Origin of the sequence: Vibrio sp. V10_P2A27P122, from assembly GCF_963874335.1 — a bacterium.
GTDB lineage: Bacteria > Pseudomonadota > Gammaproteobacteria > Enterobacterales > Vibrionaceae > Vibrio > Vibrio anguillarum.
Map to the genome: position 1 here is coordinate 1 of NZ_CAWNHY010000285.1, position 15955 is coordinate 15955.

Genomic DNA, 15955 nt, shown 5'->3' on the forward strand with positions numbered 1-15955 from the left:
ATGCATACACCATACCAATTAACGGTTATTTCATCTCCATCGCCCGCTTACTCACCTCACTGAAATTCGTTATTTACCTCGTAGCTCTGATATGATGCCCTCCCCCAAGGTTACGACTATTTGGATTTATTACGCTTGGTTATTCAACACGGTTTTTTACTTACTCGCCATGCAAGAGACCTTCATGGCTCGACTCATATTGAGTTGTGGTTGAGTACGCCTCAAGGTCCAACCCAACTGATTATCCGTGGTGAAAAACCCGTGTTCTTCATACCACAGAAAGATGTACCACAAGCGCAAAAATTAGCGTTAGAGCGGCAGCTCTCTATCGAATTAAAAACATTGGATTTGGAAGATTTTGAACATACCCTCCTAGCGGGTTGTTATTGTCAAACGATTCAAACGCATGCTGAGTTTTCGGCACTACTAAAGCAACATCATATTCTGACGTTAGAAGATGATATTAAGCTTGCCGACCGCTTTCTTATGGAGCGTTTTCTTAAAGGCAGCATTGAATTCACTGGACGGCTTACCCAGACGTTTTTCCATTCAAAAATAGAACAGGCGAAATGTCGACCGGGCAACTATCTTCCTCATCTGAAAGTGGTTTCGCTGGATTTAGAATGCTCTGAAAAAGGCATTCTCTACTCGATTGGTTTTGATAGCCCAATGGACAGCCGCGTAATCATGATTGGTGAGCCCGAACCTTGCGATACCCCAATTCAGTGGGTGAAAGACGAATACGCATTGCTCAACGCTCTCATCGATTGGTTCACTGAGTTCGACCCTGATGTAGTAATTGGCTGGAGCGTGATTGATTTTGATTTTCGCTTACTCCATAAAAGAGCCGAGTGGCATAAGTTAAAACTTGCGATTGGTCGCGGCAAACAGCACAGTTTTTTTCGTAGTTCAAACCAGAGTCAGCAAGGGTTTATTACCATTCCCGGGCGAGTAGTGTTGGATGGAATTGATACATTAAAAACAGCCACTTACCAATTTCGTTCTTGGTCATTGGAATCAGTATCAAGGGAGCTATTAGGCGAAGGAAAAGCGATTCATAACGCCCATGATCGGATGGATGAAATCAACCGTATGTTTAAAAAAGACAAACCTTCACTGGCGAAATACAACCTGCAAGATTGTGTGTTAGTGAATAAAATCTTTGAACATACCCATTTGCTGGATTTCGCCATTGAACGTTCCCGTCTCACGGGTGTGGAGCTAGATCGCGTCGGCGGTTCTGTCGCCGCCTTTACCAATCTCTATTTACCTCAATTGCATCGCGCGGGTTACATCGCGCCTAACTTACACTCCGAAAATTGGGTCGCAAGCCCCGGAGGCTATGTGATGGACTCCATCCCTAACCTCTACGACTCTGTGTTGCTTCTTGATTTTAAAAGCTTATATCCCTCGATCATTCGTTCATTTTTAATTGACCCACTTGGCTTGATTGAAGGGCTAAAAATTCCGATTGGCAAAGAGGATAACCAAGCGGTAACGGGATTTCGTGGTGGTCAATTTCACCGTACCAAACATTTTCTTCCAGAAATGATCGAGAAATTATGGGCTGCGCGTGATGTGGCGAAAAAGAACAATAACAAAGCCTTTTCACAAGCGATAAAAATCATCATGAACTCTTTCTACGGGGTGCTTGGATCGTCAGGTTGTCGTTTTTTTGATACTCGTTTGGCGTCCAGTATTACCATGCGCGGACACGAGATCATGAAGCAAACTAAAAAGTTAATTGAGGCGCAAGGCTATCAAGTGATTTATGGTGATACCGACTCAACCTTTGTCTCTTTAGGTGGTCAATATTCACAGCAGCAAGCGGATCGCGTAGGAAAACAACTGGTTGAACACATCAATCAATGGTGGACGACCCACTTGCGTGAAGAGTACCGATTGGAATCGATGCTGGAATTGGAATACGAGACCCACTACCGAAAGTTTCTGATGCCAACCATCCGAGGTTCAGAAACGGGGTCAAAAAAACGCTATGCGGGATTGATCGGTGAAGGCGAAAACGAGCGACTAATTTTTAAAGGGCTTGAGAGTGCAAGAACGGACTGGACTCCGCTCGCACAACGCTTTCAGCACCAACTTTATTCGATGATTTTTAATGGTGAAGACCCTGCGGCGTTTATTCGTGAAATCGTTGAGCAAACTCAAACCGGTCAACTCGACCATGAGCTCGTGTACCAAAAACGGTTGCGTCGCAAGCTGCATGAATACCAAAAAAACGTACCACCACAAGTAAGAGCCGCACGACTTGCTGATACGATAAACCAGCAGTTAGGCCGACCATTGCAATACCAAAATCGAGGTCGTATCGAATACCTCATCACACTGAATGGCCCTGAGCCTAAAGAGTATTTAAAAAGTCCTATCGATTATCAGCACTATATCGATAAACAATTGCAGCCAGTCGCAGAAGCCATTTTGCCTTTTGTTGGCTTGAATTTCGAACAGCTCAGCCAGCCACAACTTGGGTTATTTTAAGAAGCACGACGACCTAGCCAGCGGTTAACCAATCCGAAACTCTGTTTTTTGATACTGCTTTGCAAGCCATTGCCCATAACTGTCTAGCATTCCAATCACTGAGCGTTTGGCGATCACTCGTCCAGAGAGCAAAATACCCAATCTCTCAATGTCGATTTTTTTCTCCGGGTGATAACGTAAAAACTGCTGCCCGCATTCGATAGGATCATCAAACCAATTTTTGTCACGATACATAATCAAAGAATAACTGGCGCGCAGTAATTTCTTGGCAATGGCTACTTGCGCCTTGCTCTGTTCGCTTTCAGAACTGGTTTTTGCAATTTTATCACGGTAAAAAAAGACCCAATCTGCGATGTCCATATTCCAGTGTTTGGCTATTTCCCAACTGGGTTCGAAATCGCCAAAGCATTCCGCCAGATCATCACCCAAGATGCAAACGCAGCAATGGCGCAACATAAATCCCCACGTAAAAATGCTCTCTAAAGTGGCTACCTCGCTCACGAGTGCAGTTTTGATCGAGACTTCGGTGATATGTGGGAAACTTTTCTGAAATCGCCATTTTATCGTATTCAGCAGAGTTGCTCGTTGCTCGGAGAAATCACGGTGCGTGACCAACACTACATCCAAATTGGAGCGCCCATAACGCGCAGTTTTGCGCGCCACACTGCCATAAAGGTAGAGACTATGTAGATTGTCACCTAACCCGGCACGCAGAAACTTGATGAGATCATCGATAGCCGCTTGATATTCAGCCTGAAAGGGTTGTTTTGGGTCAATAACCGATAAATACATAGCAAAAAGCGTTAGTTAATTTAAGAAAAAGTACACGTGGTCATGTTCTACTATGCAAAGCAATCAATCAAGATATTCCTTTTCGAAAACGGCAAGGTATAATGCGCCGAAACTAAGTATGAAGGAAAAATTCCATGCCAAAGGCGAATGAATTAAAAAAAGGGTTTGCTATTATTTCTGGTGGCAAGACGCTATTGATCAAAGACATCGAAGTGACCACTCCTGGTGGCCGCGGTGGTTCTAAAATCTACAAACTACGTTGTACTGATTTGAACACTGGCGCTCGCGTTGATGAGCGTTTAAAAGCCGATGACTTTGTCGACACCGTTGACATGAACCGCCGTGCGGTTTCGTTTTCTTATGTTGATGGTGATGAGTACATCTTCATGGATAACGAAGATTACACTCAATTTACGTTTAAACAGGCGGATATCGAAGATGAGCTACTGTTCATCACTGAAGAAATCCAAGGTATGTATGTGGTTGTCGTTGACGGTGTTGCGGTAGCACTAGATGTCCCTTCATCTGTTGAGCTTGTGATTGAAGAGACTGATCCTTCCATCAAAGGTGCTTCAGCTTCTGCGCGTTCAAAACCAGCACGTTTAAGCACTGGCCTTGTTGTGCAGGTTCCTGAATATGTCGCAACTGGTGACCGTATTATTATCAACACCGCTGAACGCAAATACATGAGCCGAGCATAATAATGTCTGATTTGATTTCTTACGACGATGCCATTGATGCGGCTTACGACATCTTTCTTGAAATGGCACCCGATAATCTAGAACCTGTTGATGTCATCCTGTTTACAGCACAATTTGAAGACCGTGGCGCGGCTGAACTGGTTGACGTTGGTGATGATTGGGTTCAACACGTGGGTTTTGACGTCGATAAGGAAGCTTACGCGGAAGTATTGATCGGTCTTGTCAATGAAGAGGACGACGTACTAGACGATGTGTTTGCAAGAATGCTCGTCAGCCGCGACCCAGACCAAAAGTTCTGCCACATTCTGTGGAAGCGTGACTAACCTCATTACTGTTGCTGCGTTTTATAATGAAATCGTCGTGACACTGTCTTGAGGCAAACAGCAATAACGCCAATCGTGATTGATTGGCGTTATTATTTTTAAGCGTGATCTTTTTCCAGAGCTTTTTCTTCAACCAGTTGATAGTGAATGACATACAACTGTTCAATATTGGGATAAATGTCTTGAATCACCTCTTTCAGTGTCGTGAGTGACATATTTTCTTGCTCTGCATGGTAGTGGCTTAATTCGCTAAATAGGATCGGTTCAACCTTATTGATTAACAAGCGGCAGAACTTTCGTCCCTCTTCCAACGTACTCACCTCGACAATAGAGCCAACTTGGTAGTGCTTTTCGCTCTCATCACGAATGGTGATCACTTTCTTTTTCGCCAAAATATCCGCTTCAAAACGAGCGAAAAAAGTCATTTCTGTTGGAGCTGTCATCGTATTTTCTCTTTATTATTTAAACCACAAGTTACCATTTACAACACAGGTTACTATTTACAACACAAGTTACGGCGCCATCTTACCGTGACACTGACCCTTTGTCGTCGATAGCTGCTTCACCAATTCACAGTTTTGGCCGATGATGATCGCAAAGCCTTATCTAAATATTGCATTTCCCAGCGACTTCGTTAATTATTTGTATATTCAAATAAAACTCATCATGCCCATGTCAAGCTCACCACTTTATAGACAAATAAAACAATTTATTTTAGATAACATTGAATCCGGACACTGGCCTGTCGGCCAACGCATAAGCACCGAGCTAGAACTGACTGAGCAATTTAATGTGAGTCGGATGACGGTGAATAAAGCGATACGGGATCTGGTAGCTGATGGAAAACTGCAGCGCCGACCAAGGCTAGGCACTTTTGTTTGCGCTGTAGAAGACAAAGCGGAATCACCGCTACTTGATATTCGTAATATTGCTGACGAGGTCGCTAGCCGAGGGAAGCAATATCGCAGTAAAGTCTTAAAGCAACTTGCGTTAACAGCAGATGAAAGTGTCGCTATCAAACTCGGCGTCATGCTAGGATCTTCTGTTTTTTATAGTGAAATCATTCACTTTGCTAATGACACTCCGATACAACTGGAAGTGCGTTGGGTCAATAGCCGCTACGCGCCCCACTATCTTGAACAAAACTTCTCGTTCATGACGCCCAATCAATATCTTTCACAAAACTGCCCATTAAGTGCCATTGAGCACACTGTTGAAGCCATTATTGCCGAGCATCACATCAAACAATTGTTGCAGTTGGCCGTCAATGAACCCTGTTTACTACTTAATCGCCGTACCTGGAGTGGCGATAAGTTAGTCAGCTCTGCACTGCTTTATCACCCGGGCTCTAAATACAAATTAACCTCTAAAGTGATGCTCGACTAACGCTACACATTTCAACATTCGATCACACTTTTGCAACATTCATCTTGCACCGCGTGCGCTTTTGCCTTATTTATTTGTATATACATTTAAATCAGCAGCGTACTAAGCGATAACGGTGACAATAAAGATGGATCTAATACTGACCAACGCGCGTATCGTCAGCATGGAACAAGGAGAGCTTGGCTATCAACCTAGCTCTCCTAAAACTGTGGTGATAAAAGCGGGCAAAATTGACGCCAGCCTTGATAGCCACATTCCCATAGCTGCCACACCAGAACACAAAGTCATAGATTGCCAAGGCAAGCTTATCACTCCGGGGTTGATAGATTGCCATACTCACCTGATCTATGCCGGTAACCGCGCCAATGAGTTTGAAATGCGCTTGCAAGGTGTTCCCTACCCAGCGATCGCCAAGCAAGGCGGCGGTATTTTATCAACCGTCCACGCCACCCGCACAGCATCCATTGACCAATTGGTTGAGTTGGCACTACCAAGGTTAGAGGGGTTGCTGCGTTCCGGTGTCACATCCGTTGAGATCAAATCGGGCTACGGTTTAACGCTCCATGATGAGATAAAAATGCTCAAAGCGGCTAAGCACCTTGAGGATCATCGCCGCATTAAAGTCGTCACAACACTGCTCGCCGCTCACGCCATTCCACCAGAATATCAACACCGATCAGACGATTATGTTGAGCATATTTGTCAGGAAATCATCCCTCTGGTGGCCGAACAAAAACTCGCGTCGAGCGTCGATGTGTTTTGTGAATCGATTGGTTTTACGCTGGCACAAACAGAAAAAGTGTTCCAAGCCGCAATTGCGCATGGGCTGCAAGTGAAAGGTCATACCGAGCAATTATCAAACCTAGGGGGAAGCGCTTTAACCGCCCATTACCAAGGTTTGTCTGCCGATCATATAGAATATTTAGATGAGCAAGGTGTGTTTGCACTCGCCCGTTCCAATACCGTAGCAACCTTGCTGCCCGGTGCTTTTTATTTCTTACGTGAAACCCAACGCCCACCGATTGATTTACTGCGTCAGCATCATATTCCAATGGCCATCGCAAGTGATTTCAACCCCGGTACATCGCCGTTTGCTGACCTCACTCTTATTATGAATATGGCGTGCACACTGTTTGGCTTAACCCCTCAAGAAGCCTTACGAGGTGTGACTCAACATGCTGCGCAAGCGTTAGGTTTTGCTGATTCTCGCGGCAAAATTGCCACTGACTACGATGCCGATCTCGCCATTTGGAATATTAGCCACCCAGCCGATTTAAGTTATCAAGTGGGCGTACCGCGTTTGCATGCACGCGTAGTTGACGGAGCATTGACCTATGAATAACCCTACCTTTAGCAACACTCAGCACAGCTTCGAGTGGCAAGGCCGTCACGATGCCGAAGATGGCGAGTTAGGTACACGCGTTCACCATCAAACTCAACGTTGCACCGTCAATACGCTACCCATTCAACAAAACCAAGATGAGAAAGCCATTGCCATTATCGGTTTTGAATGCGATGCAGGGGTGGCCCGCAATAAAGGGCGCATTGGCGCAAAACAGGCTCCAGATGCCATTCGTCAAGCGCTGGCCAACATGGCTTGGCATAAGCACTCTCGCTTTTTTGATCTGGGCAATATTCGCTGTATTGATGATGAACTTGAGCTGGCTCAGCAACAGTGCGCTGATGTGATTGCCCATACGCTTAAACAAACGCCCGTTATCGTACTGGGTGGCGGTCATGAAGTCGCTTGGGCCACGTTTCAAGGCGCAGCGCAATATCTGAGTCAACAAGCCATCAGCCAACCACGAATTGGGATCATCAATTTTGACGCACATTTCGATTTACGTGCTTTTGAGTCAGAGATCGCTTCGGTGCGACCTAGCTCCGGCACTCCCTTTAATCAAATTCATCAATGGTGCGAGCAAAATCAATGGCCATTTCATTACGCTTGCTTAGGTGTAAGCCGAGCAAGTAATACTACTGCACTGTTTCAACGAGCCGATGAACTGGGCGTTTGGTATATGCAAGATAATCAGTTTTCAGCACTGAGCCCGATTGATCATCTGCGTGAACTGCAACACTTCATTGACCAGTGTGACTATCTCTATTTGACGATTGACTTAGATGTCTTTCCAGCTGCAACGGCGCCGGGAGTCAGCGCCCCAGCAGCACGTGGTGTAAGTTATGAAGCGCTTGCCCCTTATTTTGACAAAATTTTCTACCACAAAAATAAGCTGTTAATTGCCGACATTGCCGAATACAACCCGCAATTTGACCAAGACAATCAAACTGCTCGTCTCGCGGCAAGGCTGTGTTGGGATATCGCCAATGCCATGACCGACGATTAATCGCTACACCTCACTAAACCCGATACTGGCACCATAACAACAATAGCGCCACATTGTGAAACACAAGGAGTCTCAACATGACGCAACCCCATACTCAAGAGCAACGTCTTGATACCACGCGCACCATTCGCGCCCCTCACGGTACAACACTTCGAGCCAAATCGTGGTTAACCGAAGCGCCACTGCGCATGCTCATGAACAATCTTGACCCAGACGTTGCAGAGCACCCACATGCACTTGTGGTGTATGGTGGCATTGGCCGCGCGGCCCGAAATTGGCCGTGCTTTGATAAAATTGTTGAAGTGCTTGAACGCCTTGAAGAGGATCAAACGCTCTTGGTTCAATCAGGCAAACCTGTCGGTGTTTTCCCGACGCACAAAAATGCACCACGTGTGCTAATTGCCAACTCAAACCTTGTACCACATTGGGCCAACTGGGAGCACTTTAATGAGCTCGATAAGCAAGGCTTGATGATGTACGGTCAAATGACGGCTGGCTCATGGATCTACATCGGCTCACAAGGCATTGTACAAGGTACTTACGAAACCTTCGTCGCCATCGCTAAACAGCATTTTGCTGGTAGCGCAAAAGGCCGCTGGGTGTTGACTGGCGGCTTAGGTGGCATGGGCGGCGCTCAGCCATTAGCGGCAACCATGGCTGGGTTTTCCATGATTGCGGTCGAGTGTGATGAATCGCGCATCGACTACCGCTTACGCACTGGTTATGTCGATAAAAAAGCCACCAGTTTAGATGAAGCCTTGGCGATGATCGATAGCTCGGAGACACCGATTTCTATCGGTTTGTTAGGTAATGCCGCCGATATTTTTCCACAGCTAGTTGAGCGTAATATCACCCCCGATGTGGTGACAGACCAAACCTCGGCCCATGACCCACTCAATGGTTATTTACCCTTAAATTGGAGCATGGAACACGCCGCTCAAATGCGCGCTCAAGATGAAAGCCAAGTGGTCAAGGCGGCCAAAGCATCGATGGCTGTCCAAGTTCAAGCGATGTTAACGCTGCAAAAACGCGGCGCTGCCACACTCGACTACGGCAACAATATCCGCCAAATGGCTCTCGAAGAAGGAGTGGCAAACGCTTTTGACTTCCCAGGATTCGTGCCAGCCTACATTCGCCCGCTATTTTGTGAGGGGATTGGACCTTTTCGCTGGGTCGCCCTGTCTGGCGATCCCGAAGACATTTATAAAACCGACCAAAAAGTGAAAGAGTTAATCCCTGATAACCCCCATCTACATAACTGGCTAGACATGGCGCGCGAACGCATTCAATTCCAAGGCCTACCAGCTCGCATCTGTTGGGTGGGTTTGAAAGATCGCGAACGTTTAGGCCAAGCCTTTAACGCGATGGTGAAAAGTGGCGAGTTAAAAGCGCCAGTCGTGATTGGTCGCGACCATTTAGATTCCGGCTCGGTAGCAAGCCCAAACCGTGAAACTGAAGGTATGCTAGATGGCTCAGACGCTGTTTCCGATTGGCCGCTGCTCAACGCACTGCTCAATACAGCCGGTGGCGCAACTTGGGTGTCACTCCACCACGGCGGTGGCGTAGGTATGGGCTTTTCTCAGCACTCTGGCATGGTGATCTGCTGCGATGGTTCAGATGACGCAGCACAACGTATTGCACGTGTTTTACATAACGACCCAGCCACAGGTGTCATGCGCCATGCTGATGCAGGTTATGACATTGCGAAACGCTGTGCTAAAGAACAAAAGCTCGACCTGCCAATGCTCAACCATGAACTCGCGCAACTGAAGTAAGGACAAAAACACATGTTAAATCTTGTTATTAAACCGGGCCAATTGAGCTTAAAAGCACTGCGTCAAGTAAGCCGAGAACCGGTCACCGTATCACTCGACTCCAGCGCGATAGCGGGTATTGAAGCAAGCACACAAGTCGTTGAACAAGTGATTGCCGAAAATCGTACTGTTTATGGTATCAACACGGGGTTTGGCCTACTTGCCAATACTAAAATTGCCCCTGAAGATTTAGAAACCTTGCAGCGCAGCATCGTGCTTTCACACGCTGCGGGCATTGGTAAATTCATGGCGGATGAAACCGTTCGCTTGATGATGGTACTCAAAATCAATAGCCTTTCCCGTGGGTATTCTGGTATTCGGCTTGAGGTGATCAACGCCTTGATGGCGTTAGTTAATCACCAAGTCTACCCCTGTGTTCCGCAAAAGGGATCGGTTGGCGCATCGGGTGATTTAGCGCCTTTAGCACACATGAGTACGGTACTGCTCGGCGAAGGGCAAGCTCGCCACAACGGCGAAATTATCTCTGGACTGGACGCGTTGAAAATCGCAGGGCTAACTCCTATTACTTTAGCGCCAAAAGAGGGGCTCGCGCTACTCAATGGCACACAAGCCTCTACCGCATTTGCCCTAGAGGGGTTATTTGCCGCAGAAGACTTATTTGCCTCCGCCATTGTGTGTGGTTCAATGTCGGTCGAAGCGGCGCTGGGCAGTCGCCGCCCGTTTGATCCGCGCATTCATCGCGTTCGCGGCCATCGCGCGCAAATGGATGCCGCCAGCGCTTATCGCCATGTACTTGACAGCCGCAGCGAGATTGGTGAATCCCACACCGCATGTGAAAAAGTACAAGATCCGTATTCACTGCGTTGCCAACCACAAGTGATGGGCGCGTGCTTACAGCAAATTCGCAATTCGGCTGAAACGCTAGAAGTGGAAGCCAATGCCGTTTCCGACAACCCTCTGGTGTTTGCAGACGATGGCGACATCATCTCTGGCGGAAATTTCCATGCAGAGCCCGTCGCGATGGCTGCGGATAACTTGGCGCTAGCAATTGCCGAAATCGGCAGTTTGTCAGAACGACGCATGGCACTCTTGATTGACAGCGCGCTCAGCAAGCTTCCGCCATTTTTAGTGGACAACGGTGGCGTTAACTCTGGCTTTATGATTGCGCAAGTGACGGCGGCAGCGCTAGCCAGTGAAAATAAAACGCTCGCCCATCCGGCTTCGGTAGACAGCTTACCCACTTCAGCCAACCAAGAAGATCACGTGTCGATGGCAACGTTTGCTGGTCGTCGTCTGCGTGATATGAGCGAAAACACGCGTGGTATTTTAGCGGTCGAGTATCTTTCTGCCGCGCAGGGGCTCGATTTCAGAGCGCCCAATAAATCCTCCGCATTAGTCGAAGAAGCAAAACAAATCCTGCGTAAAAAAGTTTCGTTTTACGATAAGGATCGCTACTTCTCGCCAGATATTGAACAAGCTAATACCTTGCTAGAGCTGGCGGTACATAACTCGCTCATGCCGGAAAATCTTCTCCCTAGCTTATAATGTTACGCTATTGAGCCTCGCTCTCTGTGAGGCTCTTTTTACTGATTGGACCATTCATCGAGTGGAGTTGACTTATAATCGCGTCAGTTTTGGCTATACAGCGTACATTATGTCTCTTACATCTTATTTCTCTCATCAAGATCAAAAATTCCAGTTCACTCGCCAACAAGCGAGTCACTTTGCTAAAAAAGTGGCGGGAGATTTCAACCCAATCCACGACGAAGACAGCAAGCGTTTCTGTGTTCCGGGCGATTTGCTCTTTGCAGTATTGCTGCAAAAAGAAGGCATTAGCCAAAAGATGCGTTTTGATTTTTCAGGCATGGTCAGCGATGGCATTGCACTGCACATTGAAAATAAGTGTATGAAAGAGAGCGCTCTTGTCGATACTGCCGGCAAAGAGTATCTACACATGAGCCGTGAAGGCCAAGTAAGCCACAACACCGCATTTATCGAACACGTTGTGACGAACTATGTGCAGTTTTCTGGTATGAACTTCCCGCACATCATGGTGCCATTGATGGAAGAAGCGCAGATGATGATTAACTGCCAGCGCCCATTAGTCATCTATGAAAGCATGGAAGTGGAATTTGAACGTTTAGACCTCACTTCACCTGAAGTTGAGTTTTCTGGTGCGACGTTTGATGTTGACGGTAAACGTGGCATTGTCACGCTTAACTTTGCCTTTAAAGAAAACGGTCAAATCGTAGGGAAAGGGGTAAAGCGCATGGTAGCCAGTGGCCTGAAACCTTATGACCAAGAAGCAGTCGATGACTTAGTTAATCGCTTCAATGAACGTAAAGAGATGTTTTTAGCTCAATTTTCAAAAGCAGCCTAACCGTATTCTTTTCACTATGGCTTGAGCTCTTTTGCTTATCATCTAGAACCATATTTGTTGTCTAGAACCACGTTCGTTGTATAGATTGCCGCCCCGCTATTCTTGCGGGGCTTTTGATTTCGGATGCCTTACGACATTCAACTACATCCAGCGCCTGACACGCTGCTTGTAATCGACATACTCTTCGCCAAAACGCGCTTCCAGCACTCGCTCTTCTGGATAAATCTGAAAACGATTCATAAACCACACAAATAAAAATGCGACCACGAGGCTCAACCCATTGTGTTGCCAATAAGCCACGCCAAACAATAGGAAAAAGAGCCCCAGATACATCGGATTACGCGAATAGCGGTAGATACCGCTATCCACAATACACGATGTCGTTTCTGGTTTGGTTGGATTGACCGTAGTTTTCTTGCGACGAAATTCGTAAATCCCCAGTAAACCAACGATGCCAGATAAAACAAAGCAAATCGCAAAGACCACTCGAGGCAGAGGTAAAGCGAGGCTTGCAAACTCAAAACTGTATGAGATACGATGCATCAACAGTAGCGCCACAATAAATATCGCCACTGGGGGTATTTTCAGTTCAAATTTTTCCATGCTGCTCCACCTGACTGTGCTTCGCTCCAAACCAATATCGACAGTATAGTAAAAAGCCCAGTAAGGTCTGGGCTTAGGGTTTACAACAATGCCAGTAAAGCCTGTAACGGATGCTTTGGTTTTACCTGTTCAAATCGTTTCACTTGACTACGGCAGGAATACCCTGTGATCAAGCAACGCTCTTTGGGCAGTTTTTCTAAACTTGGCTTCCAGCTTAAACCATAAATATCTTTCGACATCTCCAGCTTATCCTTTTCGTGGCCAAAGGTTCCAGCCATGCCACAACAACCAACTGGCACCGTTTTTAACTGAGAACCAAAATGGCTAAATATCGCGCCCCACTCTTTTTCTGCATTCGGTAGTTTGGTCTTTTCCGTGCAATGAGCAAACAGATACCAAGGCGCGTCACTGTGGTTTTGGTGATGGTTAAACTTCGACAAACGTGGCAACAGCCACTCATGAACGGTCAGCACATCAAACTCACCGCGCTTATCACCAAGAATTTCGTTGTACTCATCACGGTAGCAAAGCACTAACGCTGGATCGACACCGACCATCGGAATGTTGAGATCCGCTACCTGCGACAAAAACGCAGCGGTGTTTTTCGCGGTAGTTGTGAATTGCTTTAAAAATCCTTTGATATGCTGCGCTTTACCATTGGGTTTGAATGGCAACAGTATCGGATTTTTGCCTAATTTGATCAGCAATTGTACGAAATCTTCAACCACCTCAGCATCGTAATAACTGGTGAATGGGTCTTGAACGATAATCACATGTTCAGCGCGATCTTGCTGTGACAGCCCAGCGAGGCGCTGCATATCGAATTTCACCACTTGGCCTGCGACACGCTTTGCCAACGTCGGTACCGAAAGCAAGGGCGCATCAACGTAACCAACGGTTGAAGCGGTGAGGCTTTGTACCCATTTCTGAGCCAACACCCCGTTCACCACTTGCGGAGCCTTTGCCATGACCGGCAAAAGCGTTTCAATATTCGCGACGAGATAATCCTTAGCCGGACGCTGATAACGTGAGTAGTAGATATTTAAAAAACGAGAGCGGAAACTCGGTACATCCACTTTGATTGGACATTGGCTGGCACACGCTTTACACGCCAAACAGCCATTCATCGCTTCATACACTTCATGTGAAAAATCGTACTCACGCGATTTATTGAAAGAGTTACGCACGCGATCAATCATGGTTTTGATGGTTGGGTTCGACTCCAACACTTGCTTCTCTAGGTCGAGAATATCCACACCCTGCTCGGTAAGTTGGCGTAACCATTCACGCACCAAACCGGCACGGCCTTTCGGTGAGTGACGACGATCCGCCGTGACTTTCATCGACGGACACATCGGCGAACTGGTGTCATAGTTAAAGCATAAACCGTTACCATTACACTCCATCGCCTGTTTGAAACTGTCACGGACCTTCACATCGATTTGACGATCAAAATAGCCGCGTTTAGTGTCCGTGACTTTGACCAATTCAAAATTGGTCTCAAGCGGCGTACATATTTTGCCGGGGTTCATTTTATTGTGCGGGTCAAAGGCTGCTTTAACGCGTCGTAATTCAGTAAATAGCTCCTCACCAAAAAACGCGGGGCCATATTCGGAGCGATAACCTTTGCCATGTTCGCCCCACATTAAACCGCCATATTTTGCCACCAGTTTGACCACCTCATCAGACACTTCATGCATCAGAAGCTCTTGCTGTGGGTCACACAAATCCAAAGCAGGACGCACATGCAGCACGCCGGCATCCACGTGGCCAAACATGCCATAACTGAGATTTTTACTATCCAGCAAGGTACGGAATTCGCTAATAAAATCAGCCAAGTGGTGAGGAGGAACACAAGTATCTTCAGCAAAAGCAACAGGTTTAGCCTTGCCTTTGGCCGCCCCTAATAACCCCACCGCTTTTTTGCGCATGTTGTAAATCAGGTTAATACTCGCCAGATCACTGCACACTTGATAGCCAATGATGCCCGCTTGTTCTTGCTCAAGCATCTGATCAAGACGCTGCGTCAATGAAGCGACCTGCGCGGCGACCTCTTGCTCGCTTTGGCCTGCGTATTCGACCATATTGATGCCTTGCATCTCTTTGCCCGGAACATCCGCTAATAACTCGCTGACGCTATGCCAAACAATATCTTGCTTAGCTAGATTTAATACTTTGGAATCGACGGTTTCAACCGATAACGCATTGGCCGCTACCATTAAAGGGGCATTACGCAATGCCGAATCAAAGCTGTTGTACTTCACATTGACTAAGGTACGAGCTTGGGGGATAGGCGTCAGATTCAAGGTTGCTTCTGTGATGAAGACCAAAGAGCCTTCTGCGCCACAAAGTACCCGAGTGAGATTAAAGTGATCACCTTCTTCATCAAGCGCATTTTTAAGATCGTAGCCCGTCAGAAAGCGGTTAAGAGGTGGAAATTTCGCCACAATTTGTTCGCGCTTGTCACGGCATACCGCTTCGGTCACTTGCAAAGCATTCGCAGCAAAAGTACCACTTTCAGGCAAGCCTAATGAGAGATCCGATTCAAGTACCGAGCCATCGGCAAAAACGGCTTGCAGAGACAAGACATGATCCGACGTTTTGCCATATTTTAAAGAGCCCTGCCCTGACGCATCGGTATTGATCATGCCACCAAGTGTGGCTCGGTTACTGGTCGAAAGATCCGGTGAGAAAAAATAACCTAATGGTCTGACCGCATCATTTAATTGGTCTTTCACCACGCCAGCTTGTACTCTTACCCAACCTTCATCAGCATTAATTTCAAGCACTTGGTTCATGTGACGAGATAAATCAACCACAATACCTTTGGTTAACGACTGGCCATTGGTACCAGTGCCACCACCGCGCGGTGAAAAAGTGACTCTCTCAAACTCTGGTTTTGAGCTAATCTCACCAATAAGTGCTACGTCATGAGTTGATTTGGGATGCACAACGGCTTGAGGCAATTGCTGATAGACACTGTTGTCAGTCGCAACAGCAAGTCGGCTAGAGTATTGTGATTCGATATCGCCGCTAAACCCCTCGTTTTCGAGTTGTTGTAAAAAGCTCAAAACGACGGGATCGACGTCCGTTTGGTGATGAAGTCTTGGTAACATTTGCTTCCTGCCCCTACTGCGCTGATCCAATC

At 46.8% G+C, this 15955-nt stretch carries 13 protein-coding genes; 9 read left to right on the plus strand and 4 right to left on the minus strand.

The features are described 5' to 3' along the window. Positions 1 to 135: 135 nt before the first annotated feature. Positions 136 to 2499: a DNA polymerase II gene (locus tag AACQ17_RS15390; protein WP_094146966.1), complete on the plus strand. Its 2364-nt coding sequence runs from the start codon at positions 136 to 138 to the stop codon at positions 2497 to 2499. 24 nt (positions 2500 to 2523) lie between these two features. Here AACQ17_RS15390 and AACQ17_RS15395 read toward each other — a convergent pair whose 3' ends face one another. After that, on the minus strand, positions 2524 to 3291 hold the full coding sequence (locus tag AACQ17_RS15395) for a nucleotidyltransferase (protein ID WP_094146965.1): 768 nt from the start codon (positions 3289 to 3291) through the stop codon (positions 2524 to 2526). A 134-nt stretch (positions 3292 to 3425) separates the two neighbouring features. Here AACQ17_RS15395 and yeiP point away from each other — a divergent pair, with 134 nt between their 5' ends. Together yeiP and AACQ17_RS15405 are read left to right on the plus strand one after the other, a co-directional pair. Further along, positions 3426 to 3992, plus strand: a complete 567-nt coding sequence (gene yeiP / locus AACQ17_RS15400; protein ID WP_013856610.1) for an elongation factor P-like protein YeiP — start codon at positions 3426 to 3428, stop codon at positions 3990 to 3992. 2 nt (positions 3993 to 3994) lie between these two features. Then, complete coding sequence (locus AACQ17_RS15405) at positions 3995 to 4315, plus strand: HI1450 family dsDNA-mimic protein (protein WP_017048043.1); 321 nt, start codon at positions 3995 to 3997, stop codon at positions 4313 to 4315. A 98-nt stretch (positions 4316 to 4413) separates the two neighbouring features. On the opposite strand, the gene yqfB is transcribed toward AACQ17_RS15405, so the two are convergent. Then, positions 4414 to 4758 carry a N(4)-acetylcytidine aminohydrolase gene (gene yqfB / locus AACQ17_RS15410; protein WP_010319023.1) on the minus strand — a complete coding sequence of 115 codons (345 nt, stop codon included), beginning with the start codon at positions 4756 to 4758 and terminating at the stop codon, positions 4414 to 4416. A 229-nt stretch (positions 4759 to 4987) separates the two neighbouring features. On the opposite strand from yqfB, the gene hutC reads away from it, so the two are divergent. From hutC to AACQ17_RS15440, 6 genes are all read left to right on the plus strand, one after another. After that, on the plus strand, positions 4988 to 5701 hold the full coding sequence (gene hutC, locus AACQ17_RS15415; RefSeq protein WP_038148510.1) for a histidine utilization repressor: 714 nt from the start codon (positions 4988 to 4990) through the stop codon (positions 5699 to 5701). Positions 5702 to 5828: 127 nt separating this feature from the next. Continuing rightward, the gene (gene hutI / locus AACQ17_RS15420) at positions 5829 to 7043 is read left to right on the plus strand and encodes an imidazolonepropionase (protein WP_094146920.1); all 1215 of its coding nucleotides are present in this window, start codon (positions 5829 to 5831) and stop codon (positions 7041 to 7043) included. Beyond that, positions 7036 to 8049, plus strand: a complete 1014-nt coding sequence (gene hutG / locus AACQ17_RS15425; protein ID WP_088732593.1) for a formimidoylglutamase — start codon at positions 7036 to 7038, stop codon at positions 8047 to 8049. Before hutI ends, hutG begins: the two co-directional genes overlap by 8 nt. Positions 8050 to 8126: 77 nt before the next feature. Then, on the plus strand, positions 8127 to 9824 hold the full coding sequence (gene hutU, locus AACQ17_RS15430; RefSeq protein WP_094146921.1) for a urocanate hydratase: 1698 nt from the start codon (positions 8127 to 8129) through the stop codon (positions 9822 to 9824). Positions 9825 to 9836: 12 nt separating this feature from the next. Beyond that, positions 9837 to 11369 (plus strand): histidine ammonia-lyase, encoded by a 1533-nt coding sequence (hutH, locus tag AACQ17_RS15435; protein ID WP_094146922.1) that lies wholly within the window; start codon positions 9837 to 9839, stop codon positions 11367 to 11369. A gap of 109 nt (positions 11370 to 11478) precedes the next feature. Next, positions 11479 to 12204 (plus strand): DUF3581 domain-containing protein, encoded by a 726-nt coding sequence (locus AACQ17_RS15440; protein ID WP_026027168.1) that lies wholly within the window; start codon positions 11479 to 11481, stop codon positions 12202 to 12204. A gap of 141 nt (positions 12205 to 12345) precedes the next feature. Here the strand turns inward: AACQ17_RS15440 and AACQ17_RS15445 are convergent, their stop codons facing one another. Both AACQ17_RS15445 and ydiJ read right to left on the minus strand, forming a co-directional pair. Then, positions 12346 to 12837 (minus strand): methyltransferase family protein, encoded by a 492-nt coding sequence (locus AACQ17_RS15445; protein ID WP_094146923.1) that lies wholly within the window; start codon positions 12835 to 12837, stop codon positions 12346 to 12348. A 50-nt stretch (positions 12838 to 12887) separates the two neighbouring features. After that, a complete protein-coding gene (gene ydiJ, locus AACQ17_RS15450) occupies positions 12888 to 15923 on the minus strand; it encodes a D-2-hydroxyglutarate dehydrogenase YdiJ (RefSeq protein WP_166538103.1) in 3036 nt (1011 codons plus the stop codon). Positions 15924 to 15955 lie beyond the last annotated feature (32 nt).